19 protein-coding genes, 8 tRNA genes and 1 rRNA gene are annotated in these 24,519 nt (G+C 34.0%); all 28 read left to right on the plus strand.

Features of this window, described 5'->3' with window-relative positions; genetic code table 11:
* Positions 1-903 precede the first annotated feature (903 nt).
* The 28 genes from glmU to KA824_RS12575 all read left to right on the plus strand — a co-directional run bounded on the left by glmU (position 904) and on the right by KA824_RS12575 (position 24,403).
* Positions 904-2,259, plus strand: coding sequence for a bifunctional UDP-N-acetylglucosamine diphosphorylase/glucosamine-1-phosphate N-acetyltransferase GlmU (gene glmU / locus KA824_RS12440; protein WP_181187772.1), 1,356 nt, complete (start codon positions 904-906; stop codon positions 2,257-2,259).
* Positions 2,260-2,401: 142 nt separating this feature from the next.
* A complete protein-coding gene (locus KA824_RS12445) occupies positions 2,402-3,367 on the plus strand; it encodes a ribose-phosphate diphosphokinase (protein ID WP_046206556.1) in 966 nt (321 codons plus the stop codon).
* A gap of 141 nt (positions 3,368-3,508) precedes the next feature.
* Positions 3,509-4,168, plus strand: coding sequence for a 50S ribosomal protein L25/general stress protein Ctc (locus KA824_RS12450; RefSeq protein WP_107386292.1), 660 nt, complete (start codon positions 3,509-3,511; stop codon positions 4,166-4,168).
* Positions 4,169-4,361: 193 nt separating this feature from the next.
* Positions 4,362-4,934: an aminoacyl-tRNA hydrolase gene (gene pth, locus KA824_RS12455; RefSeq protein ID WP_181187773.1), complete on the plus strand. Its 573-nt coding sequence runs from the start codon at positions 4,362-4,364 to the stop codon at positions 4,932-4,934.
* Positions 4,931-8,443, plus strand: a complete 3,513-nt coding sequence (mfd, locus tag KA824_RS12460; protein WP_181187774.1) for a transcription-repair coupling factor — start codon at positions 4,931-4,933, stop codon at positions 8,441-8,443. Before pth ends, mfd begins: the two co-directional genes overlap by 4 nt.
* The gene (locus KA824_RS12465; protein WP_107386290.1) at positions 8,433-9,971 is read left to right on the plus strand and encodes a polysaccharide biosynthesis protein; all 1,539 of its coding nucleotides are present in this window, start codon (positions 8,433-8,435) and stop codon (positions 9,969-9,971) included. The genes mfd and KA824_RS12465 overlap by 11 nt, the downstream gene beginning before the upstream one ends.
* The gene (locus tag KA824_RS12470; protein ID WP_107386289.1) at positions 9,971-11,158 is read left to right on the plus strand and encodes a MazG nucleotide pyrophosphohydrolase domain-containing protein; all 1,188 of its coding nucleotides are present in this window, start codon (positions 9,971-9,973) and stop codon (positions 11,156-11,158) included. The genes KA824_RS12465 and KA824_RS12470 overlap by 1 nt, the downstream gene beginning before the upstream one ends.
* Positions 11,159-11,160: 2 nt before the next feature.
* Complete coding sequence (locus KA824_RS12475; protein WP_107384081.1) at positions 11,161-11,424, plus strand: RNA-binding S4 domain-containing protein; 264 nt, start codon at positions 11,161-11,163, stop codon at positions 11,422-11,424.
* Between the two features lie 20 nt (positions 11,425-11,444).
* Positions 11,445-11,846, plus strand: a complete 402-nt coding sequence (locus tag KA824_RS12480) for an FtsB family cell division protein (RefSeq protein WP_107386288.1) — start codon at positions 11,445-11,447, stop codon at positions 11,844-11,846.
* Between the two features lie 100 nt (positions 11,847-11,946).
* Complete coding sequence (locus tag KA824_RS12485) at positions 11,947-12,345, plus strand: S1 domain-containing RNA-binding protein (RefSeq protein ID WP_019467962.1); 399 nt, start codon at positions 11,947-11,949, stop codon at positions 12,343-12,345.
* Between the two features lie 210 nt (positions 12,346-12,555).
* Positions 12,556-13,848 carry a tRNA lysidine(34) synthetase TilS gene (gene tilS, locus KA824_RS12490; RefSeq protein WP_107386287.1) on the plus strand — a complete coding sequence of 431 codons (1,293 nt, stop codon included), beginning with the start codon at positions 12,556-12,558 and terminating at the stop codon, positions 13,846-13,848.
* 4 nt (positions 13,849-13,852) lie between these two features.
* A complete protein-coding gene (gene hpt / locus KA824_RS12495) occupies positions 13,853-14,392 on the plus strand; it encodes a hypoxanthine phosphoribosyltransferase (protein WP_210133276.1) in 540 nt (179 codons plus the stop codon).
* A 283-nt stretch (positions 14,393-14,675) separates the two neighbouring features.
* Positions 14,676-16,784: an ATP-dependent zinc metalloprotease FtsH gene (gene ftsH / locus KA824_RS12500; RefSeq protein WP_107386286.1), complete on the plus strand. Its 2,109-nt coding sequence runs from the start codon at positions 14,676-14,678 to the stop codon at positions 16,782-16,784.
* Between the two features lie 212 nt (positions 16,785-16,996).
* Positions 16,997-17,875, plus strand: a complete 879-nt coding sequence (gene hslO, locus KA824_RS12505; protein WP_107386285.1) for an Hsp33 family molecular chaperone HslO — start codon at positions 16,997-16,999, stop codon at positions 17,873-17,875.
* Positions 17,876-18,032: 157 nt separating this feature from the next.
* Positions 18,033-18,965: a cysteine synthase A gene (gene cysK / locus KA824_RS12510; protein WP_107386284.1), complete on the plus strand. Its 933-nt coding sequence runs from the start codon at positions 18,033-18,035 to the stop codon at positions 18,963-18,965.
* Positions 18,966-19,409: 444 nt separating this feature from the next.
* Positions 19,410-20,213: a dihydropteroate synthase gene (gene folP / locus KA824_RS12515; protein WP_107384077.1), complete on the plus strand. Its 804-nt coding sequence runs from the start codon at positions 19,410-19,412 to the stop codon at positions 20,211-20,213.
* On the plus strand, positions 20,191-20,556 hold the full coding sequence (folB, locus tag KA824_RS12520; RefSeq protein ID WP_107386283.1) for a dihydroneopterin aldolase: 366 nt from the start codon (positions 20,191-20,193) through the stop codon (positions 20,554-20,556). The genes folP and folB overlap by 23 nt, the downstream gene beginning before the upstream one ends.
* Positions 20,556-21,035: a 2-amino-4-hydroxy-6-hydroxymethyldihydropteridine diphosphokinase gene (folK, locus tag KA824_RS12525; protein ID WP_107386282.1), complete on the plus strand. Its 480-nt coding sequence runs from the start codon at positions 20,556-20,558 to the stop codon at positions 21,033-21,035. Before folB ends, folK begins: the two co-directional genes overlap by 1 nt.
* A 560-nt stretch (positions 21,036-21,595) precedes the next feature.
* Positions 21,596-23,083 (plus strand): lysine--tRNA ligase, encoded by a 1,488-nt coding sequence (gene lysS / locus KA824_RS12530; RefSeq protein WP_181187775.1) that lies wholly within the window; start codon positions 21,596-21,598, stop codon positions 23,081-23,083.
* Between the two features lie 471 nt (positions 23,084-23,554).
* Positions 23,555-23,669 (plus strand): 5S ribosomal RNA (rrf, locus tag KA824_RS12535).
* Positions 23,670-23,685: 16 nt separating this feature from the next.
* Positions 23,686-23,761, plus strand: a tRNA-Val gene (locus KA824_RS12540).
* A 16-nt stretch (positions 23,762-23,777) separates the two neighbouring features.
* Positions 23,778-23,853: transfer RNA gene (locus KA824_RS12545), tRNA-Thr, on the plus strand.
* Between the two features lie 6 nt (positions 23,854-23,859).
* Positions 23,860-23,932, plus strand: a tRNA-Lys gene (locus KA824_RS12550).
* Positions 23,933-23,946: 14 nt separating this feature from the next.
* A tRNA-Gly gene (locus tag KA824_RS12555) sits at positions 23,947-24,021 on the plus strand.
* A gap of 7 nt (positions 24,022-24,028) precedes the next feature.
* Positions 24,029-24,117, plus strand: a tRNA-Leu gene (locus KA824_RS12560).
* 13 nt (positions 24,118-24,130) lie between these two features.
* Positions 24,131-24,207 (plus strand) — tRNA-Arg (locus KA824_RS12565).
* Positions 24,208-24,233: 26 nt separating this feature from the next.
* A tRNA-Pro gene (locus KA824_RS12570) sits at positions 24,234-24,307 on the plus strand.
* A gap of 20 nt (positions 24,308-24,327) precedes the next feature.
* A tRNA-Ala gene (locus KA824_RS12575) sits at positions 24,328-24,403 on the plus strand.
* Positions 24,404-24,519: the final 116 nt, after the last annotated feature.

Genomic DNA, 24,519 nt, shown 5'->3' on the forward strand with positions numbered 1-24,519 from the left:
CGTATACCAATGGATTAGTCTTTTTTTGTATTAAATATCTTGCGATTTCATCCGTGCATGCTTGCCTGGGGATATGGCTCGAGCCTGTAGTCTCTCGCTCATATCATTTCCTTGGGCGTCAGCACGATATAAAATCGCTATAAGTGATGTACTTATGTATAAAGAGAAAAATACTTTTACATTAGTAAATATCTATTGATAAATTTAAAAAGTATTTACCTTATAAAAATTTTAATGTGGTTTAATCTACGCTTCTAAGTGAAACTACCATTTTTACTTTCATTAAATATTATAAATATATATGATATGTTAGTTTTTTGTATTAAATATCTTGCGATTTCACCCGTGTATGCTTGCCTAGGGATATGGTTCGAGCCTGTAGTCTCTCACTCATATCATTTCCTTGGGCGTCAGCACGATATAAAATCGCTATAAGTGTAAAGAGAAATCACATTTATATAAAATGATTAATTACTTTAGTTGGATTTTCATTAACGAAAATCCAACCGTTTTGTGTATTAAACTAAAATATGAATATAAAGAATTGAAATAATTTATTATAATGAAAAGGTGACAAAAAATATATTTTTGCTTTTACAAATGAATAATAAATGGCTTAATATAATTACAAGTTATTTTAATAATTAGAAAAACTGACATTTAAATTAATAACGCCACGACCTCTGAAGCGCATTAGTATTTATAAAGTATGACATAAGTTTATGACAATCATTTTATTATGATTTATGGAAGTCAAAGATGACAATTATGAATATGTTTAGGAGAAAGAAAATAACTTGAATTGTTTCCATTGTATAACATTAGGGTTTTGAGCCTTGAAAGTGGTACTAGCGTTAAATTATAATAATATAGAAGTGTATAATTTAATGGAGGGTTACACACATGCAAAGACATGCAATAGTACTTGCAGCTGGAAAAGGTACACGTATGAAATCTAAGAAATACAAAGTACTACATGAGGTTGCGGGCAAATCAATGATTGAACATGTCGTTGATAACGTTAAACAATCTGGAGTAGAAAATCTTGTGACCATTGTTGGCCACGGTGCAGAAAGCGTGAAAGAAACGTTGGGAGATACATCTTTATATAGTTTCCAAAACGAACAACTCGGTACTGCACATGCCGTTAAAATGGCGAGTGAGCACTTGAAAGACGAACAAGGTACAACATTAGTGGTTTGTGGCGATACGCCGTTAATAAGTGCAGAAACGCTTAAATCACTATTAGAACACCATGAAAGCAATCAAGCTGATGCAACAGTTTTATCAGCGACGACAAGTAATCCTTATGGTTATGGTCGTATTGTGAGAGATGGCAATGATCACTTAGTTAAGATTGTAGAGCAGAAAGATGCTACAGTAGAAGAACAACAAATCAATGAAATTAGCTCAGGTATTTTTGCATTTGATAATAAATTGCTTTTTGAAAAATTAGAACTGGTAAAAAATGATAATGTTCAAGCTGAGTATTATTTACCTGATGTTTTGTCTCTTATTTTACAGGAGCAAGGAACGGTTGAAATCTATCGTACAGATGACTTTGAAGAAATTATGGGTGTCAACGATCGTGTAATGTTAAGTGAGGCAGAGGCAGCTTATAGAAAACGTATCAATGACTACCATATGAGAAATGGTGTAACACTTATTGATCCTGCTACTACATATATAGGTGCAGATGTGAAATTAGCTATGGATGTTACAATTGAGGCAAATGTGAAATTAGCTGGTAACTGTGTAATTGGTGAAGATACGATTGTTGGCCAAAACACAGAAATTCATAATAGTAAAATAGGTTCTAACGTTACAATTAAACAATCGGTTATCAACGAAGCGGTTGTAGGCGACAATACTACAATTGGTCCGTTTGCCCAGTTAAGACCTGGAGCAGACTTAGGTGAAAGTGTTAAAGTTGGAAACTTTGTAGAAGTTAAGAAATCAGTCGTTAAAACAGGTGCTAAATTACCACATTTAAGTTATATTGGTGATGCAGAAATTGGTGAACGTACCAACTTAGGTTGCGGTTCTATCACAGTGAATTATGACGGTAAGCATAAATCCAAAACGATCATCGGCAATGATTCATTTATAGGTTGTAATACCAACTTAGTAGCACCAGTAACTTTAGGTGATAGATCATTTATAGCTGCAGGTTCTACAATTACTGATAACGTGCCACATGACAGTTTAGCATTAGCAAGAGCGAGACAAACAACTAAAGAAGGTTATTTAAAAAAATAGACACGATTAGATTACGATTCTAATCATATATATACAATGTAGATGTAAGGAAGACCTCAATCGACATTTTGTAGATTAATGAGATAAATATAACTTTGTCTATGAACGAAACTAATTGAATGAATTAATTGGAGGACTATAAATGTTAAACAATGAGTATAAGAATTCTGCTTTGAAAATATTCTCTTTAAAAGGTAATGAACCCTTAGCCCAAGAAGTAGCAGATAATGTTGGAATCGAGCTAGGTAAATGTTCTGTAAAACGTTTTAGCGATGGAGAAATTCAAATTAATATTGAAGAAAGTATTCGTGGTTGTGATGTATTTATTATTCAACCGACTTCTAATCCAGTAAACTTACATTTAATGGAATTATTAATTATGATAGATGCTTGTAAACGTGCTTCAGCAGCTAATATTAATATTGTGGTGCCATACTATGGTTACGCTCGTCAAGATAGAAAAGCGCGCAGCCGTGAACCAATTACAGCGAAATTAGTTGCAAACTTAATTGAAACTGCTGGCGCAGATCGCATGATTGCATTAGACTTACATGCACCACAAATCCAAGGATTCTTTAATATGCCAATAGACCACTTAATGGGTGTTCCGATTTTAGCAGAATATTTCCAAAATGATACAGACATTGATCCAGAAGAATGTGTCGTAGTTTCTCCAGATCATGGTGGTGTAACTAGAGCACGTAAACTTGCAGATATTCTAAAAACACCAATTGCAATCATAGATAAACGACGTCCTAAACCTAATGTAGCTGAAGTAATGAATATCGTTGGAGAAATTGAAGGTCGCACAGCGATAATTATTGATGATATCATCGATACAGCTGGTACGATTACATTAGCAGCTCAAGCGCTAAAAGACAAAGGTGCTAAAGATGTTTACGCATGTTGTACACACCCTGTATTATCAGGCCCAGCTAAAGAACGTATTGAAAATTCAGCGATTAAAGAGTTAGTCGTTACAAATTCAATTCAATTAGATGAAAACCGTAAACCAGCTAATACTAAGGAACTGTCAGTAGCAGGTTTATTAGCACAAGCTATTGTGCGCGTATATGAAAGAGAATCTGTTAGTGTGCTATTTGACTAATTAGTGCAATAGTTGTATAATTATTCCGTTCGTGATTTCAATTCACGATTAAATAAACACTTGCAAGCAACATTGTGTTGATGGGTAAGTGAGGGGTTCTTATTATCATAATAAGAACAAAAAATGAAAGGTGGAAATAATATGGCTTCATTAAAGTCAATTATTCGTCAAGGTAAACAAACACGTTCAGACCTTAAAACACTTAGAAAAATTGGTAAAGTACCTGCAATCGTTTATGGTTACGGTACAAAAAATACTTCAGTAAAAGTTGATGAAGTAGAATTTATCAAAGTTATTCGTGAAGTTGGACGTAACGGTGTTATCGAATTAGGTGTAGGTTCTAAAACAATTAAAGTAATGGTTTCAGACTATCAATTCGATCCACTTAAAAACCAAATTACTCACATTGACTTCTTAGCAATCAATATGAGTGAAGAACGTACTGTTGAAGTACCAGTTCAACTTACTGGTGAGGCAGTAGGAGCTAAAGAAGGTGGCGTTGTTGAACAACCATTATTCGACCTTGAAGTAACTGCGACACCAGACAATATCCCTGAATCTATCGAAATTGACATCAGTGAATTAGATGTTAACGATAGCTACTCAGTTGCAGATATTAAAGTTTCAGGTGATTTCACAATCGAAAATGACCCTGAAGAATCTGTAGTAACAGTAGTTCCTCCAACTGAAGAACCTACTGAAGAAGAAATCGAAGCTATGGAAGGCGAATCAGAAACTGAAGAGCCAGAAGTTGTTGGTGAAGAAAAAGAAGACGAAGAAGAAGAGAAAGAAGAAGAGTAATTTCTCTGACGTCATTCTAATACACACGATTTCAATAAGAAAAAATAATCTTAAAAAGCACCATGCTTAATTCGTTAAGCTGGTGTTTTTTTATGTTAATATAGTGAATGATATGAAAATAAAAAAAACAAACGGTATAACGTTGTGAAATAATAAATGTTTTTGAGTGAATACAACAATTGGAGGTAACATAATGAAATGTATTGTAGGTTTGGGCAATATTGGTAAACGCTTTGAGCTGACAAAACATAATATCGGTTTTGAAGTTATTGATTATATGTTAGAACACAATCAATTTAAATTAGATAAACAAAAGTATAAAGGTGCCTATACAATAGAACGTTTAGCTGGTAAAAAAGTGATGTTTATAGAACCAATGACAATGATGAATTTGTCTGGTGATGCTGTAGGGCCACTGATGAAGTACTATGACATTGATATAGACGATTTACTTGTACTATATGATGATTTGGATTTACCACAAGGTGAAATTCGCTTACGACAAAAGGGTAGTGCCGGTGGTCATAATGGTATGAAGTCGATTATTCAAGCTTTAGGTACAGACCAATTCAAACGCATTCGTATTGGTGTTGATCGTCCTTCCAATGGCATGTCGATTGTTGATTATGTATTACAAAAATTTTCGAAGCAAGAAATGGATACAATGAATAAAGTAATAGAACATTCAGCACGTGCAGTAGAAGCTTATATTGAAAGTTCTCGTTTTGACCGTGTGATGAATGAGTTTAATGGTGAGGTCAAGTGAAATCAATAATTACAGAATATATTAAAAAAGATAAACGCTATCAAGAGTTAAATGAAGTATTTGGTGAAGCAAACGTATTGGTTACTGGACTATCTAGTTCGGCGAAGGCAACAATCATAGCCGAAAAGTTTATTCATAGTTCAAAACAATTACTTGTAGTAACGAACAACTTGTATCAAGCAGACAAACTAGAGAGTGACTTGCAACAATATGTTGATACAGATGATATTTACAAGTATCCAATGCAAGATATTATGACAGAAGAATTTTCAACCCAAAGCCCCCAATTCATGAGCGAACGTGTACGTACTTTAACGGCACTTGCTCAAGAAAAGAGAGGGTTATTTATCGTACCGCTAAATGGTTTTAAAAAATGGTTAACACCTGTTGAAATGTGGAGAGCACATCAACTCAAACTTTCCATTGGTGATGATATTGATATTGATGAATTTTTAAACAAACTTGTAAACATGGGATATCGCAGAGAGAGTGTCGTATCGCATATTGGTGAATTCTCGTTACGTGGTGGCATTATTGACATATATCCGTTAATAGGTTTACCAGTAAGAATCGAATTATTTGATACAGAAGTAGATTCAATTCGAAACTTTGATGTGGAGACGCAACGTTCGGAAGAAAATTTAGACCATGTAGACATTACAACTGCCAGTGATTACATCATTACAGATGAAGTATTAAAGCACACTAAATCAAAATTAAAAGAAGCATATGAGTATACACGTCCAAAAATAGATAAATCTGTACGTAATGACTTAAAAGAAACATATGAAAGTTTTCAACTTTTTGAATCTTCTTTATTTGACCATCAAGTATTACGTAGACTCGCTGCTTTTATGTACGAATCCCCTGCAACCATTATTGATTACTTTAAATCTGATGCGATTGTAGCAGTTGATGAATATAATAGAATCAAAGAAACTGAAACAACACTGGTTTCTGAAGCTGAAGAATTTATGCAGAGTTTAATTGAAAGCGGCAAAGGGTTTATCGGACAGAATTTCTTACAATATGACGGGTTTGAGTCACTATTAAATCGATATCCAGTTACGTATTTTACTTTGTTCACTGCAACGATGCCGGTAGAACTCAACACAATCATTAAATTTTCATGTAAGCCAGTACAACAATTTTATGGCCAATATGATATTATGCGTTCCGAATTCCAACGCTTTATCCAAAATGATTATACGATTGTTGTATTAGCAGAAACTGAATCAAAAAAAGAGCGCATTCAATCAATGTTAAATGAAATGCACATACCAACATTTACAGATACGCCAAGTGCACAAAGTGAAGGTGGTAGTGCAATCATCACTGAAGGTAGCCTATCAGAAGGTTTTGAATTACCATATATGCACCTTGTTGTTGTAACAGAACGTGAATTATTTAAATCAAAACAAAAGAAAAAAGCAAAACAACATAAGAAATTAACAAATGCAGAAAAAATTAAATCATATCAAGATTTGAAAGTCGGAGATTTTGTTGTTCATGTTCACCATGGTGTAGGTAAATATTTAGGTGTCGAAACACTTGAAGTTGGCGGCGTTCATAAAGATTATATAAAACTGCAATACAAAGGTACCGATCAATTATTTGTACCAGTAGATCAAATGGATCAAGTACAAAAATATGTTGCTTCCGAAGATAAATCACCCAAATTAAATAAACTTGGTGGTACAGAATGGAAGAAAACAAAAGCTAAAGTTCAACAAAATGTTGAAGATATGGCTGATGAATTAATAGAATTATATAAAGAAAGAGAAATGTCAGTTGGTTATAAATATGGACCAGATACACCACAACAAAATGATTTTGAAATTGACTTCCCTTATGAATTAACGCCAGACCAAGGCAAGTCCATTGAAGAGATTAAACAAGATATGGAAATTGAACGACCAATGGATAGATTATTATGTGGTGATGTTGGTTACGGAAAAACAGAAGTTGCGGTACGAGCAGCTTTTAAAGCTGTAATGGAAGGTAAACAAGTAGCCTTTCTTGTGCCTACGACAATCTTAGCGCAACAACACTATGAAACTTTAATCGAGCGCATGCAAGATTTTCCTATAGAAATCCAACTGATTAGTAGATTTAGAACTACTAAGGAAGTTAAAGAGGTTAAAGAGGGACTTAAATCAGGATATGTTGATATCGTTGTTGGTACGCATAAATTGTTAGGTAAAGATATTCATTATAAAGATTTGGGCTTACTCATCGTAGATGAAGAACAACGTTTTGGCGTAAGACACAAAGAAAAGATTAAGTCACTTAAGACAAATGTTGATGTATTAACTTTAACTGCAACACCGATTCCGAGAACCCTACATATGAGTATGTTGGGCGTGCGTGATTTATCGGTCATTGAAACACCACCAGAAAATCGTTTTCCTGTGCAAACGTATGTATTAGAGCAAAATATGAATTTTATTAAAGAAGCTTTAGAAAGAGAATTATCACGTGAGGGCCAGGTTTTTTACTTATACAATAAAGTGCAATCGATTTATGAAAAACGCGAACAATTGCAAATGTTAATGCCAGAAGCAAATATCGGTGTGGCACACGGTCAAATGAATGAACGTGATTTAGAAGAAACGATGTTGAGCTTTATCAACCATGAATTTGATATTCTTGTAACGACAACGATTATCGAAACTGGCGTAGACGTTCCAAATGCCAATACTTTAATTATCGAAGATGCCGATAAATTTGGATTGAGCCAATTATATCAATTACGAGGACGTGTGGGGCGTTCAAGTCGTATAGGTTATGCATATTTCTTACATCCATCTAACAAGGTATTATCAGAGACTGCTGAAGAAAGACTACAGGCAATCAAAGAATTTACTGAATTAGGTTCCGGTTTTAAAATTGCAATGCGGGATTTAAATATTCGAGGTGCAGGGAATCTTTTAGGTAAACAACAACATGGATTTATTGACTCCGTAGGCTTTGATTTATACTCACAAATGTTAGAAGAAGCGGTGAATGAAAAACGAGGTATTAAAGAAGAACAACCTGATGCTCCCGAAGTTGAAATTGAACTAAATATTGATGCTTATTTACCAGCTGAATATATTCCAAATGAACAGGCAAAAATAGAAATTTATAAAAAATTACGTAAAATTGAGACGGAATCGCAATTGATGGATGTTAAAGATGAGCTGATTGACCGCTTTAATGATTATCCAGTTGAGGTTGAAAGATTGCTAGAAATGATGGAAATAAAAGTGCATGCGTTGAATGCAGGTGTAACACTTATTAAAGATGTAGGTAAAAAAATAGAGATTTATTTATCCGAAAAAGGCACTACAGACATCAATGGTGAAGCACTCTTTAAACAAACCCAACCACTTGGACGTGCAATGAAAGTTGGTGTTCAAGATGGTAAAATGAAAGTGACACTCAATAAAGATAAAGTATGGTTAGATAGTTTGAAATTCTTAGCGAAATGTTTAGAAGAAAGTATGGTTATACCAGATGAACGTTAAATCTGAAACAAAAGGTGTTTTTAATGGCGTTGTTGTACTAACTATAGCGCTTATCATTGTTAAAGTATTAAGTGCGTTGTACCGTGTGCCTTATCAAAATATACTAGGAGATGAAGGTCTATACGCTTATCAACAAGTATATCCAATAGTAGCTTTAGGTGTTATTTTATCGATGAATGCCATTCCTAGTGCAGTCACTCAAACTTTTAGCGCAAGCGGACAACCCAATCAATATACACGCGTGTTATTAAGGTTACAATTTGCTGGTGTTATCTTTTTCTTAGTTTTATTTACTTGTGCACATTGGGTTGCTTTTCTAATGGGAGATGTCAATTTAGCACCTATGTTAAGGGCGGCAAGTGTCAGCTTTTTATTTGTTGGCATACTTGGTGTCTATAGGGGTTACTATCAGGCACACCATGAGATGAACATACCTGCAATTTCCCAGGTTATAGAACAATTTATTCGTGTCGTAATTATCATGATTGCCATTGTGATGTTTATGAGTCATTCATGGAGTATATATCGTGCAGGTACATTAGCGATTGTTGGTTCAGGTATTGGTTTTTTAGCATCTAGTTTGTTTCTAATACAACGGAAACCTTTTAAATTATCTAGAGCACATGCCAGTGTTGATGTTGCTTGGAAAAAGTTAACGCTAGGTATTGTTGTATTCGCGGTGAGCCAATTGATCGTTATTGTATGGCAAGTGGTGGATAGTTTTACAGTGATACATGCACTTCAAATGACTGGTTTAGATTTTGACGAAGCAACTATTTTTAAAGGCATTTATGACCGCGGTGCCTCTTTTATACAGATGGGGTTAATTGTAACGACGACGTTCTGTTTTGTGCTTATTCCATTACTAACAGATGCATTAAAAACAAAGCAACATATACTGGTGAATCGCTATGCTAATGCATCGATAAAGATTACGATTTTATTTAGTGTGGCAGCAGCTATAGGTTTGATCAATTTGCTCCCTGTAATGAACAGTGTGTTCTTCAAAAACGATAGTTTGAACGGAACGTTATCCGTATATATGCTTACAGTTATATGTGTATCTCTTATAATGATGGATATTGCTTTATTACAAGTGAAAAATCGCGTTAAAGTTATTTTGTTCGCATTTGGCATTGGTGTTGTGGTCAAAGCGATATTGAATATGGTTTTAATACCACAACTTTCAATTTTCGGTGCCAGTCTAAGTACTGTCATTTCATTGCTGTTATTTGTGTGGGTTTTACAGTATCAAGTATTAAAAATGTATCATTTCCAAACAATGAAAAAATTCATTGTTAAATTAGCGGGTACAATGATGCTATTATCTATCACAGTACAAATAGTCATGTTTCTTATTCCAGGAGAAGGTAGAATGCAAGGTTTAGTCGAATTAGCCATAGCAGCTACCATTGGCGTTATTGTAGTGATTTTTTCTATCGTACGCATGCAATTATTAAGTTTTAGAGAACTCAAACATCTACCTTTTGGAGATAAACTATTCCATATGAAAAGAGGGAAACATTAATGACAAATAAAATAACAGTTGTTGGATTAGGCAATTACGGTATTGAGGATTTACCATTAGGGATTTATAAATTTTTGAAAAAGCAAACATTAGTTTATACACGTACCTTTGACCACCCAGTCATCCAAGACTTAACAATGGAAGGTATCAATATTGAAAGCTTTGATCAAGAATATAAAAATCATGACGCTTTTCAAAATGTATATGAAGCTATTGTGTCAAAATTGATAAATACTGCAAAAGACAATAATATTGTATATACAGTACCAGGCCATCCACGTGTAGCTGAGACAACAACTGTGTATTTAGAACAATATGCACAAAAACATTCTGATATAGAAGTTGAAATATTAGGTGGTAAAAGCTTTATAGACGATATATTTGAAGCGGTGAAGGTTGATCCTAACGATGGTTTTACAATGTTAGATGCAACAGATCTTCAAAAAGAAAAATTGAATATTCGTACACATACACTTATCACACAAGTTTATAGTGGAATGGTCGCTGGTGATTTAAAAGTGACATTGATGGAACGTTATAGTGATGATCAACTTGTTTATATCGTAGATGGTGCCAGAAATAATTATGCCAACGTTATCAAAACACCGTTATATGAAATAGATCATTACGACGAAGTTTTTAACAATATAACTAGTGTATTTATTCCAAAAGTGGAAATTGAAGAAACATACTTTGGTGATTTTAACTATGCAGTTGGTATCATTGACCACTTAGTAGATGACGAGAAAGGTTGCCCATGGGATAAAGTTCAAACACATCATACTTTAAAACGTTATTTGTTGGAAGAAACATTCGAATTGTTTGAAGCGATAGATAATGAAGACGATTGGCACATGATAGAAGAGTTAGGAGACATTCTATTACAGGTATTACTACATGCAAGCATAGGAAAAAAAGAAGGTTATATGGATATTAATGAAGTGATACAAAGTCTTTCAGAAAAAATGATACGTAGACATCCACATGTTTTTGGTGATGCAAAAGCAGAAACAGAAGAAGATTTAAAAAATATTTGGTCTAATGCTAAGTCTAAGGAAGGTAAAGAACAGCGTGTGAAATTTGAGAAAGTATTTGCAGACCACTTCTTAGCATTGTATGATAAAACAAAAAATAAATCGTTAGATGAAAATGCTTTAAAACGAATTTTAGAGCAAGGAGGAAAATAATGATGAGATTAGATAAATATCTCAAAGTTTCAAGATTAGTAAAGCGTCGTACATTAGCAAAAGAAATCAGTGATCAAGGACGTATTACTGTAAATGGCGTAGTTGCTAAAGCAGGTACTGATGTAAAAGAAACAGATGAACTCGTTATTCGATTTGGACAAAAAATTGTAACAATTAAAGTCACAGGTTTGAGCGAACATGCAACAAAAGAAAATGCAAAAGGTATGTATGAACTCATTAAAGAAGAAAAAGTTAGTGAAATATAAACATAGGAGGTGACAAGCAAATGAATAAAAAAGTTGAAAATATAGGCAATACGTATACTTCAGCAGAAAACAAAAAAAAGCAGCAGCAACAAATGAGAAAGCGTGTTGTTCGTAAACGTATCACTTTATTTGGTGGTATTTTACTACTGATTATTATCATTTTAGCCATCATGCTTGTCACTCAAAAACAAAGTAACAATGAAGATTCAGTTGAACGTCAACAAAAAGAACAAAAGTATCAAAAGCAACAAGATGAAGAATTAGCACTAAAAGAACAATTAAATAATTTAAATGATAAAGATTATATTGAAAAAGTTGCACGTGATGATTACTATCTAAGTAATGATGGGGAAGTTATTTTCAAATTGCCTGGAGATAATAAATCTGACACTAAATCTAAGGCGCAAAATGATGATAAATAAGTGAATTTAATTTTTTGCATCATTATACCATTGTTAATTTATGCAAACAGGCATATAATAGGGTTAAAATCGAAACGAATCGGGAGGATTTATTTATAATATGTCAATCGAAGTAGGAAACAAGCTTAAAGGTAAAGTCACTGGAATTAAAAAGTTTGGCGCTTTTGTCGAACTTCCAGAAGGAAAGAGTGGCTTAGTTCACATAAGTGAAGTTGCAGATAACTACGTTGAAAACGTAGAAGATCACTTATCTGTTGGTGATGAAGTTGAAGTTAAAGTGCTTTCAATTGCTGATGATGGAAAAATTAGTTTATCTATCAAAAAAGCAAAAGATCGTCCACGTAGACCTCAAAGCAAACCAAATTATAAACAACCTCAACCTAAAGGTGAGGACTTTGAAAAGAAACTAACAAACTTCTTAAAAGATAGCGAAGATAAATTGACTTCTATTAAGCGTCAAACGGAATCTAGACGTGGTGGAAAAGGCGCTAGACGCTAAAATATATAAAATAAGACTGTTCCCAAGAGAACTGAAATTAATTGTTAAGTACAACATTTAATATGATTTTAATGACGTTTGACTTTGACAATAAATGACTGTTTTCTTACTTAAGGAAACAGTCTATTTTTTGTTGTGTACAGACGTTGCAACGTACATGTAAAACTCAAAGGTAAAAAATCTTTCGCATTGTGACATAGGAGGTAAGCTATGGTAGAAGTTAATGCTGATGGTTGGAATAAAGACCAACATATTGTGTTAGCCGTTTCAACGGGGATTGATAGCATGGTATTATTGCACAACTTAATTAATCAGTTGTCTCAATCGTATAGAAAATTAACTTGCTTACATGTGAATCATAATATTCGTGATATTGCACAAGAAGAAGAATCATTTATAAGAAAATATTGTGAGTCGTATCAAATTCCATTGTTCGTGCATCATTTAGATTTATCGAAAGTCATTGAACAAGGTAACAGCATTGAAAATATTGCAAGGAACGAACGATATCAATGGTTTGATGATATGATGGTGGAGCTGGATGCGGACGTCTTATTAACCGCACATCATCAAGATGATCAAATTGAGACTATCTTTTATCGGTTGATGACTGGACGTTCAACTAGAAGTAGTTTAGGTATGTCATATCTGACTTCACGAGACGCTTATATGTTGTGCAAACCATTGTTAGAAACAACAAAAGCGGACATTCGAAACTATCAGCAAAATTATGAGGTACCTTATTATGAAGACGAGACAAACGCTGAAAATCATTATGTAAGAAATGATATTCGTAATCGTATTTTACCTGCCATCGATAGCAATCTCCATTTATCTACAAAACAGTTACTTAAGTTGAAAGATTGGCATGATATGCAACTGCAAGCATTACATGACAATGCGTTACATTTTATAGAAACTCATGTTCATGAAAATGCTGATAAGACAGAAACAGTAATTCCAAGAGTTGCATTTTCTAATTTAAATCATAATATTAAAATAATTATTTTAGATAAAATATTTTCAAAATTACAGGTTACGACATCAATGACTGAAAAAATGTACGAATCCTGGTTTCAGCAACTCGAAGGCAAAGTTACTCAATGTACAATATATACAACGGATAAATGGAATATTTATATCGCTTATGATAAATTTATAATAATGGCAAATTATGATAAATGTCTTGTGCCAACAAAGATTTTGCAACCAGGCTTATATCACTATGGTCATTATAGTATAGACATAACAGATAATTTTCCAAAAGATGATTATCCGTTAGTCGTTAGAACTAGAAATAATGGAGATAAATTCAAACTAAATGGTGTAAAAGGACATAAAAAAGTTAGTCGATTACTTATTGATCGCAAAATTATACAAACTGAGCGAAACCAATTACCAATTTTAGTCAATGCAGATGAAACAATTATTGCTATAGGTACGTTATACTTAAATAATGAATATAAAGATACTATTTTCATACGAAATACGGGAGAGGAATGAAATTATGCGAGATGATTTAAAGGAAATATTAATGGATGAGCCAGAAATAGAACAAATATGTAAAGACTTGGGTGCAAAAATTACTGAAGCATATGCAGGTAAACCACTTGTCTGTATAGGTATCTTGAAAGGGTCAGTAATGTTTATGACAGACCTCATCAAACATATTGATACACATTTAGCTATCGATTTTATGGATGTTTCTAGTTACCATGGCGGTACTGAATCAACGGGTGAAGTACAAATACTTAAAGATTTAAGTGGTTCAATAGAAGGAAAAGACATCTTGATTATTGAAGACATTTTAGAAACAGGAACAACATTAAAATCAATAACTGAATTATTGGAATCAAGAAAAGTCAATTCACTGGAAATTGTAACATTATTAGACAAACCAAATCGTCGCAAAGCGGATATCGAAGCAAAATATGTAGGTAAAAAAATTCCAGATGAATTCGTAGTAGGCTACGGATTAGATTATGCTGAAAATTATAGAAACCTACCATATATTGGTACACTTAAACCAGAAATTTATTCAAAATAAGCAGTACAATTTAATCGTATGAAATATTGTTATATACTGTAAAACGTAATCGGATTAAATGAGTCGATATACATAGTATGTTGATAAAATACGAGGACATATACGTAAATCATTTAAAGAATAGATTATAAAGTATATGTTAACTGTTTGTATATCAAAATAAAAAAGTATAAAAATAACAGGAACTGTAACGTACATACAAAAGTAGAATTACTAGCCCAACACTTGTGTATTGTGTTACAATTTTTGTTAGTTTTATTATTGAAGTAGGAGGAAACGACGCATGCAGAAAGCCTTTCGTAACGTGCTAGTTATCGCAATCATTGGCGTTATTATATTTGGCTTGTTTTCGTGGCTAAATGGTAACGGAAATATGCCAAAACAGCTTACATATAATCAATTTGTTAAGCAATTAGATAAAGGTGAATTGAAATCCTTAGAAATTCAGCCAGAACAAAATGTATATATGGTAAGTGGTAAAACTAAAAAAGATGAAGATTATTCTTCAACTATTTTATATAATAATGATAAAGAGCTTGAAAAAATAACAGATAAAGCACAAAGTCAAGATGGATTGAAATTTACGGTTAAAGAAGAAGAAAAACAAAGCGTATTTGTAAGCATCTTAACTACGTTAATTCCAGTTTTAATCATAGCCTTATTATTTATTTTCTTCCTTAGTCAAGCACAAGGAGGCGGCGGTGGCGGCGGTCGCATGATGAACTTTGGTAAATCCAAAGCTAAAATGTACGACAGTCAGAAAAAACGTGTACGCTTCTCAGATGTAGCTGGCGCAGATGAAGAAAAACAAGAATTAATAGAAATTGTTGACTTCTTAAAAGATAATAAACAATTTAAACAAATGGGTTCTAGAATTCCTAAAGGTGTTTTACTAGTAGGACCTCCAGGTACAGGTAAAACCTTATTAGCTCGTGCAGTAGCTGGTGAAGCTGGTACACCATTCTTCTCAATCAGTGGTTCAGACTTCGTTGAGATGTTTGTAGGTGTCGGCGCAAGCCGTGTACGTGACCTATTTGAAAATGCTAAGAAAAACGCACCTTGTATTATCTTTATTGACGAAATCGACGCAGTTGGTCGTCAACGTGGTGCAGGTGTTGGTGGCGGACACGATGAACGTGAACAAACGTTAAACCAATTACTAGTTGAAATGGATGGATTCGGTGAAAATGAAGGCATCATTATGATTGCTGCTACAAACCGTCCTGATATTTTAGACCCAGCATTATTACGTCCTGGTCGTTTCGATAGACAAATTCAAGTTGGTCGTCCAGACGTAAAAGGACGTGAAGCTATTCTACATGTCCATGCTAGAAATAAACCACTTGATGAAACAGTAGACTTAAAAGCAGTATCTCAAAGAACACCTGGTTTCTCTGGTGCAGATTTAGAAAACTTGCTGAACGAAGCATCATTAGTTGCAGTACGTGAAGGTAAGAAGAAAATAGATATGCGTGATATTGAAGAAGCAACTGACCGTGTGATTGCTGGTCCTGCTAAAAAATCACGTGTCATTTCTGAAAAAGAACGTAATATCGTAGCACACCATGAGGCAGGCCATACTATTATTGGTATGGTGCTTGATGAAGCAGAGGTTGTCCATAAGGTTACCATCGTACCACGTGGCCAAGCTGGTGGTTATGCAATGATGTTACCAAAACAAGATCGCTTCCTAATGACTGAGCCAGAATTACTAGATAAAATTTGTGGTTTGCTAGGTGGGCGAGTTTCTGAAGATATTAATTTCAACGAAGTATCAACAGGTGCTTCAAATGACTTTGAACGTGCAACACAAATCGCACGTCAAATGGTTACTGAATATGGTATGAGTAAGAAACTTGGTACGGTACAATTCACAAGTAGCAGTAATGGACAAGTATTCTTAGGTAAAGACATGCAAGGCGATCCAGAATATTCTGGACAAATTGCGTATGAAATTGATAAAGAAGTTCAACGTATTATTAAAGAACAATACGAACGTTGTAAAAACATTCTTTTAGAACATCAATCACAATTACTTTTAATTGCTGAATCTTTATTAAAAGAAGAAACATTAGTTGCTGAGCAAATTCGTTCATTATTCTATGATGGTGTATTACCAGAAGTTGATTACGATGCAGCAGAAGTTGTTAGTGATCAAGAAAGTGAATTTAAAGAAGGTAAATACGGTAAATCTTATGAAGATGTACGAAAAGAACAACTAGAAGATGGTAAACAAGAAGAAGATCAACAAGAAGAAAAAGATATCGATAAAGAAAGTAAAGATAGCGAACATGACAATGATGACTCAGAAGATACAGGTCATGAGCAAGCGCCAAATATCGATAAACCTAGCAACCCAAGTGATCCTAACGATCCAAGCAATAGAAATTAATAACTGAACAAAAAGCTTCTTTCTGCTATCATATTGATGTGGAAAGAAGCTTTTTTAATATTTATCAATCGACCAAATTACAAACAGATATGTAGCAATTTTTTGACTGAACACTTACAATAAATTGCATTGATAAAAAGTATGATGAAATTCTATATAAAAATCAGAAAACAATTAAAACATTACAATGTATAAAAGGAGAAATTATAGAAATGACAAATGATTACATCGTTAAAGCATTGGCTTGCGAAGGACAAATAAGAGCATATAGTGCATTAACTACAGAAAGTATTCAAGAAGCACAATCAAGACATTATACTTGGCCGACAGCATCAGCTGCACTTGGCAGAACGATGACTGCAACGTTGATGATGGGTGCTATGTTAAAAGGTGAACAAAAATTAACAGTTACGGTTGATGGACAAGGACCAATCGGTAAAATTATAGCTGATGCTGATGCCAGTGGCCATGTAAGAGGGTACGTGACCCACCCACAGACTCACTTTCCTCTGAATAACGTTGGGAAGTTAGATGTTAGTAGAGCTGTTGGAACCAATGGTGCATTAACTGTAGTAAAAGACGTTGGAATGAAAGATTATTTCTCTGGTTCAAGTGAACTTGTATCCGGTGAATTAGGCGATGACTTCACTTATTACTTCGCAAAAAGTGAACAAGTGCCATCATCTGTAGGACTAGGCGTATTAGTAAATCCTGATAATTCTATAAAAGCTGCAGGTGGTTTTATCATTCAAGTGATGCCTGGTGCAGAAGAAAAAACAATTAATAAATTAGAAACAGCAATCAACAATATGACACCAGTTTCGAAATTAATTGATCAAGGTTTAGCGCCAGAAGAAATTTTATATGAAATACTTGGTGAAGATGAAGTTCAAATTTTAGAAGAAATGCCTGCAAGTTTTGAATGTAATTGTGGCCACGAAAAGTTTTTGAATGCAATTAAAGGACTAGGTCAAGCTGAAATTGAAAGTATGATTAATGAAGATCATGGTGCAGAAGCAGAATGCCACTTTTGTAGAAGTAAATATCAATATACAGAAAATGAATTACAGGAATTATTAGAAAAGATGTAAAAAATCCTTTAAAATAATGTTCAAATCAGTATAAATTATAAAAATATTGTAATTTTCAATCTTCTTAGTTGTATTCAAATCAAAATCTGATAAAATATAAAGTATATCCGATAGAAAAAGTAGGTTTTAAACTTTTTAATGAAAAGGAGCAATACTTATGACAAACAAACCAGTAAATAATATCGTTGAGGTAATTGGTAATACGCCAGTAGTTAAATTAAACAATGTGGTGGATGAAAATGCTGCAGATGTTTATGTAAAATTAGAATATCAAAATCCAGGTGGCTCAGTTAAAGACCGTATTGCATTAGCAATGATTGAAGAGGCAGAGAAAGATGGAAAAATCAAACCAGGAGATACAATTGTAGAACCAACGAGTGGTAATACAGGTATAGGTTTAGCTTTTGTATGTGCTGCTAAAGGTTATAACGCAGTATTTACTATGCCAGAAACAATGAGTCAAGAACGTCGTAATTTATTGAAAGCTTATGGTGCAGAAGTTGTTTTAACACCAGGTTCAGAAGCAATGAAAGGCGCTATTAAAAAAGCAAAAGAATTAAAAGAAGAATTCGGCTATTATGAACCACAACAATTTGAAAACCCAGCTAACCCACGTGTGCATGAATTGACAACTGGTCCAGAATTGGTTGAACAATTTGAAGGGAAAACAATTGATTCATTCTTAGCAGGTGTTGGTACTGGTGGTACATTAACTGGTGCAGGTAAAGTATTGAAAGAGAAATACCCTGATATTAATCTTGTAGCTATTGAACCAGAAGATTCACCAGTATTAAGTGGTGGAGAACCAGGACCACATAAATTACAAGGTTTAGGAGCTGGCTTTGTACCAGATACTTTAGATACGAATGTCTATGACGAAGTTATAAAAGTAGGTAATGAAACAGCGATGGATATGTCTCGTAAAGTTGCTAAAGAAGAAGGTATACTTGGAGGTATTTCTTCAGGTGCAGCAATTTATGCAGCTATCGAAAAAGCAAAATCTTTAGGTAAAGGTAAAACAGTCGTTACTGTATTGCCAAGTAATGGTGAACGTTACCTTTCAACACCTTTATATTCATTTGAAGATTAAAAATATATTTATAAAACCGATCATGTGTAGATTTGATCAGTTTCAGACTGTCGACAAGGTTACTGACTTTGTCGACAGTTTTTTTGTGTGCTTTCTGTGAAGATTTTGTCGTTTTCTAGATTTTAGTATAATAATACGCCCATACGGAATTACATGTACAGCAGCTAATGTTAAGTTGAAGTATTGTAATGATTGTTAATGACGTGCTGATAGCGTCTATAAAATTAAGTAATTCAATGGAAATAGGTCAAAATGCGAAATGATTAATATATTTGAATGCGTTCTTGCCAATTACTGATTATTTAAATGGGTAAAATGAATTAGACTTAAATTTTTTGTTATATGAGCATTGCTTACTGAAAATTTTATAAATTAGCGTTATTATAGAATAGTGATTACTAAGCTAGCGATGAGGTATTTAACAGTGAAAGGAAGAAAGTAACGATGGCACATACAAAAATTATGGGCATATTAAACGTAACTCCAGATTCATTTTCTGATGGTGGTAAATATAATTCAGTAGAAAAGGCTGTTAAAAGGGCGGAAGAAATGATTGAAGAAGGTGTAGATATTATAGATGTTGGCGGTATATCTACACGTCCTGGCTACGAAGAAATCAGTGTAACTGAAGAATTGCAACGCGTAGTCCCAGTTGTAAAAGCACTCAGCCAATTAGACGTGCAACTTTCTATTGATACATATAGAAGTGAAGTGGCAGAAGCAGCGATGAAATTAGGCGCTACAATGATTAATGATCAGTGGGCTGGATTATATGACGAAAAAATCTTTGATATTGTATCTAAATATGAAGGCGAGATCATATTGATGCACAATGGTGATGGTAATCGAACAATGCCAGTTGTGGATGAAATGCTTCTACATTTATTGAAACAAGCAAATAAAGCAGAAATGGCAGGTATTCCCCAAGAAAAAGTTTGGATAGATCCTGGCATTGGTTTTGCAAAAACAAGAGATGAAGAAAAAGAAGTAATGGCACGCTTGGACGAGTTAATAGCTACGGATTATCCTGTACTATTAGCGACAAGTAGAAAAAGATTTATTAAAGAAATGATAGATAGAGACACACAAGCAACTGAAAGAGATGAAGCAACAGCCGCCACTACTGCATATGGTATAATGAAAGGTGTTAAAGGTGTGAGGGTTCATAATGTTATGCTCAACGCCCGTTTGGCTCAAAGCATGGATTATTTAAAGGAGAATGAGGATGAGAGACACGATATTTCTTAGCGGTATGAAATTTTATTGTTATCACGGTGCTTTACCAGCCGAAAATGAAATTGGCCAAATATTCATCGTAGATGTGACAATGAAAGTTGATTTAAGTCTTGCAGGTGAAACAGATAAAGTTACTGACACTGTTCACTATGGTGAAGTATATGAAGATGTTAAATCAATCATGGAAAGTAAACCAGTGAATTTAGTAGAGCATCTAGCTGAACGTATTGCAAAACGTATAAATTCACACTATAATCGTGTAATGGAAACGAAAGTTAGAATCACTAAAGAAAATCCACCTATACCAGGCCATTATGAAGGTGTAGGCGTAGAAATAGTGAGGGAGAATTTCTAATGTCATATGCATACTTAGGTTTAGGAAGTAACGTTGGAGATAGAGAAACACAGCTTAATCAAGCGATTCATATTTTGAATGAAACAGAAGGTATCAATGTAACACAAACATCCCTAATTTATGAAACTGATCCTGTAGGATATGTTGAGCAACCTCAATTTTTAAATCAATGTATTGAAATACAAACGACACTGACACCTCGTGATTTATTAAATGCATGCCTAGAAACAGAACAACAGTTGCATAGAGTGAGAGATATCAGATGGGGTCCTAGAACATTAGATGTTGATATTTTATTATTTGATAAACAAATTATAAATGAAGATGACTTGGTTATACCGCATCCACGTATGCTGGAACGTTCTTTCGTGCTCATACCACTCAATGATATTGCGCCAGATTTTACTGAACCTCATACAAACAAAAAAATTAGAAATTTAGTAACGTTAGATAATTCAGTGAAACAATATAAGGGTTAAGAAAGCAACGATGTATAAATTCAATGAGAATGAGTCCTAGCAAAGCATTTTTATTGAATAGCTATACTTGCAATTTTATTATATATTAATTGTGAAATTCATTTGATTTCTTCTATCATTATTTGGACGCGGTAGAAGCATGTTAAATCATTAATACAACTGATATAACAAGATTAACTCTAACTAGAACAACATGTATTGTATAACAATTGCAGTAATAGTTATATACACTGAATTGCTGCACAGTAAAAATGCGTATTTTAAAAATTGTTTCATTCATAAAGATTAAACAGATACTTTAGCATACGCTGAAATATATAAGCTTAAATTACTTTATTACATTCATGACCTCTAGTAAAATTGAAAATTGAAAAATTAGTGCTGAGTACATAGGGAAATACCCATCTTTGTATTTAAAAGATAGGGTGGTCATGGTAAAGTAAGAAATGATTGGAACAAATCAAGATACAATAACCATAAATGATAGATATTCCTCGCATTCTAACAAAAAGTAGGGGCTAAAATTAAAATAGAACAAGAAGTATAAAGGAGAGAAAGTTATGTCAGAAGAAATGAACGACCAAATGCAGGTGCGTCGTCAAAAAATGCAAGAGCTATACGATTTAGGTATCGATCCATTCGGCGGAAAATTTGTACGAACTTCAATGGCTACTCCGTTACATGAAGATTGGGATCAATTCTCTAAAGAAGAATTACAAGAAAAAGAAGAAGAGAGTCATGTCAGCATAGCTGGACGTTTAATGACGAAACGTGGTAAAGGTAAAGCAGGCTTTGCACACGTGCAAGATTTATCAGGTCAAATTCAAATTTATGTAAGAAAAGATCAAGTTGGAGAAGAACAATTTGAACTATGGAAATCAGCAGACCTAGGAGATATCGTAGGTATTGAAGGTGTTATGTTCAAAACAAACACTGGTGAATTGTCAGTCAAAGCAAAATCATTCACGCTTTTAACAAAAGCATTACGACCATTACCAGATAAATTCCACGGTTTACAAGATATTGAACAACGCTATCGTCAACGTTATTTAGACTTAATAACAAACCAAGATAGCACGCAAACTTTTATTAATAGAAGTAAAATTTTACAAGAAATGCGTAATTACTTAAACAATCAAGGATTCTTAGAAGTAGAAACACCAATGATGCACCAAATTGCAGGTGGAGCGGCAGCAAGACCATTTGTAACACATCATAATGCCTTAGATGCAACATTATATATGAGAATTGCAATAGAATTACATTTAAAACGATTAATTGTTGGTGGTTTAGAGAAAGTATATGAAATTGGTCGCGTGTTTAGAAACGAAGGTGTATCTACACGTCATAATCCAGAGTTCACAATGATTGAACTTTACGAAGCATATGCAAACTATCACGATATTATGGACTTAACAGAAGATATGATTAGACATATATCTAATAAAGTACTTGGCACTGCAAAAATTAATTATGGTGAAGAAATTATTGACTTAGAATCAAACTGGAAACGAGTTCACATGGCAGATGCTGTCAAAGAAGTAACAGGTATTGATTTCTTTAACGTTCAGAGTGACGAAGAAGCTAAAACACTTGCTAAAGAGCACGGTGTTGAAATAACTGACAATATGAAATACGGTCATATTTTAAACGAATTCTTTGAACAAAAAGTTGAAGAAACATTAATACAACCTACATTTATATATGGTCATCCAATAGAAATATCACCATTAGCAAAGAAAAATCCAGAAGACCCTCGATTTACGGATCGTTTTGAGTTGTTTATTGTAGGTAGAGAACATGGTAATGCATTTACAGAATTAAATGATCCTATAGATCAAAGAGAAAGATTTGAAGCGCAATTAGTTGAAAAAGAACAAGGTAATGATGAAGCACATGAAATGGACGAAGATTTCATTGAAGCATTAGAATATGGTATGCCTCCAACAGGTGGTTTAGGTATAGGTATTGATAGACTTGTTATGTTACTTACTGATTCAGCTTCAATTAGAGATGTATTATTATTCCCATACATGAGACAAAAATAATATAGATCAACTTAAATTAAGGGATTAAATATTGTGACTCACAGATAAGAGGCATGATGTTTAATCCTTTTTAATTATAAATCTGAACTTTAAACAAATGGAATAGAGCGATTTTTTTAACAACAAACTAAAAATAATAAAGTAATAAGATACAATTATGCATATTTATGCTATTTAAATATAAAAATATACCAAAAAAGGTATGGTAAACTGAGATTTCTTATGGTAAGATAATTCAAGTCGAGTTAAGTAAACGCGAATACGTGCGAAATAAAATATATGTTTTAAATAAAAGTTACGAAAACCGTTGACTTTAATGAAAAAACATAGTATTATATAAAAGTCGTCAAAAACGAGCATTTACATAATGAGCATTAAGTAAAGAACTTGTGAATTTCTTTAAGATAGTGTAAAATTAACTATTGTAATTGATTAATAAACAATGTATCATACATTGAGTAAGTTATTTTGTCTGGTGGCTATAGTAAGGAGGTCACACCTGTTCCCATGCCGAACACAGAAGTTAAGCTCCTTAGCGCCGATGGTAGTCGGACTTACGTTCCGCAAGAGTAGGACGTTGCCAGGCTTTATAATAAATATGTGGAGGATTAGCTCAGCTGGGAGAGCATCTGCCTTACAAGCAGGGGGTCGGCGGTTCGAACCCGTCATCCTCCACCATTTTCAAAAGTGAATAGCCGGCCTAGCTCAACTGGTAGAGCAACTGACTTGTAATCAGTAGGTTGGGGGTTCAAGTCCTCTGGCCGGCACCATTTCATGAGCCATTAGCTCAGTTGGTAGAGCATCTGACTTTTAATCAGAGGGTCAGAGGTTCGAATCCTCTATGGCTCATCCAGTTTCATTTTGCAGAAGTAGTTCAGCGGTAGAATACGACCTTGCCAAGGTCGGGGTCGCGGGTTCGAATCCCGTCTTCTGCTCCATTATTTTGCCGGGGTGGCGGAACTGGCAGACGCACAGGACTTAAAATCCTGCGATGAGAGATCATCGTACCGGTTCGATTCCGGTCCTCGGCACCATCATTTTAATAGAGCGCCCATAGCTCAATTGGATAGAGTACTTGACTACGAATCAAGCGGTTATAGGTTCGACTCCTATTGGGCGCACCATTTTTAGAATGATTTTATGATAAATACGGGAAGTAGCTCAGCTTGGTAGAGCACTTGGTTTGGGACCAAGGGGTCGCAGGTTCGAATCCTGTCTTCCCGACTCTTATTTAAAAAGAATATGGGGGCTTAGCTCAGATGGGAGAGCGCCTGCTTTGCACGCAGGAGGTCAGCGGTTCGATCCCGCTAGTCTCCACCATATATATTTAAATGAACATTGAAAACTGAATTGCAATATGTCAACGTTAATTCCGATTTCAACATTAAATGTTGAATCAAAACAACGTGTTATTGATAACACAAATTAGTATTTTA

Source organism: Staphylococcus sp. GDY8P198P, assembly GCF_017891615.1.
GTDB classification, from domain to species: domain Bacteria; phylum Bacillota; class Bacilli; order Staphylococcales; family Staphylococcaceae; genus Staphylococcus; species Staphylococcus cohnii.

Excerpts from the sequence above, each read along its gene's own strand:
- glmU (WP_181187772.1), top strand. The coding sequence starts at position 904 with ATGCAAAGACATGCAATAGTACTTGCAGCTGGAAAAGGTACACGTATG.
- KA824_RS12445 (WP_046206556.1), top strand. The coding sequence starts at position 2,402 with ATGTTAAACAATGAGTATAAGAATTCTGCTTTGAAAATATTCTCTTTA.
- KA824_RS12450 (WP_107386292.1), top strand. The coding sequence starts at position 3,509 with ATGGCTTCATTAAAGTCAATTATTCGTCAAGGTAAACAAACACGTTCA.
- pth (WP_181187773.1), top strand. The coding sequence starts at position 4,362 with ATGAAATGTATTGTAGGTTTGGGCAATATTGGTAAACGCTTTGAGCTG.
- KA824_RS12465 (WP_107386290.1), top strand. The coding sequence starts at position 8,433 with ATGAACGTTAAATCTGAAACAAAAGGTGTTTTTAATGGCGTTGTTGTA.
- KA824_RS12470 (WP_107386289.1), top strand. The coding sequence starts at position 9,971 with ATGACAAATAAAATAACAGTTGTTGGATTAGGCAATTACGGTATTGAG.
- KA824_RS12475 (WP_107384081.1), top strand. The coding sequence starts at position 11,161 with ATGAGATTAGATAAATATCTCAAAGTTTCAAGATTAGTAAAGCGTCGT.
- KA824_RS12480 (WP_107386288.1), top strand. The coding sequence starts at position 11,445 with ATGAATAAAAAAGTTGAAAATATAGGCAATACGTATACTTCAGCAGAA.
- KA824_RS12485 (WP_019467962.1), top strand. The coding sequence starts at position 11,947 with ATGTCAATCGAAGTAGGAAACAAGCTTAAAGGTAAAGTCACTGGAATT.
- tilS (WP_107386287.1), top strand. The coding sequence starts at position 12,556 with ATGGTAGAAGTTAATGCTGATGGTTGGAATAAAGACCAACATATTGTG.
- hpt (WP_210133276.1), top strand. The coding sequence starts at position 13,853 with ATGCGAGATGATTTAAAGGAAATATTAATGGATGAGCCAGAAATAGAA.
- ftsH (WP_107386286.1), top strand. The coding sequence starts at position 14,676 with ATGCAGAAAGCCTTTCGTAACGTGCTAGTTATCGCAATCATTGGCGTT.
- hslO (WP_107386285.1), top strand. The coding sequence starts at position 16,997 with ATGACAAATGATTACATCGTTAAAGCATTGGCTTGCGAAGGACAAATA.
- cysK (WP_107386284.1), top strand. The coding sequence starts at position 18,033 with ATGACAAACAAACCAGTAAATAATATCGTTGAGGTAATTGGTAATACG.
- folP (WP_107384077.1), top strand. The coding sequence starts at position 19,410 with ATGGCACATACAAAAATTATGGGCATATTAAACGTAACTCCAGATTCA.
- folB (WP_107386283.1), top strand. The coding sequence starts at position 20,191 with ATGAGAGACACGATATTTCTTAGCGGTATGAAATTTTATTGTTATCAC.
- folK (WP_107386282.1), top strand. The coding sequence starts at position 20,556 with ATGTCATATGCATACTTAGGTTTAGGAAGTAACGTTGGAGATAGAGAA.
- lysS (WP_181187775.1), top strand. The coding sequence starts at position 21,596 with ATGTCAGAAGAAATGAACGACCAAATGCAGGTGCGTCGTCAAAAAATG.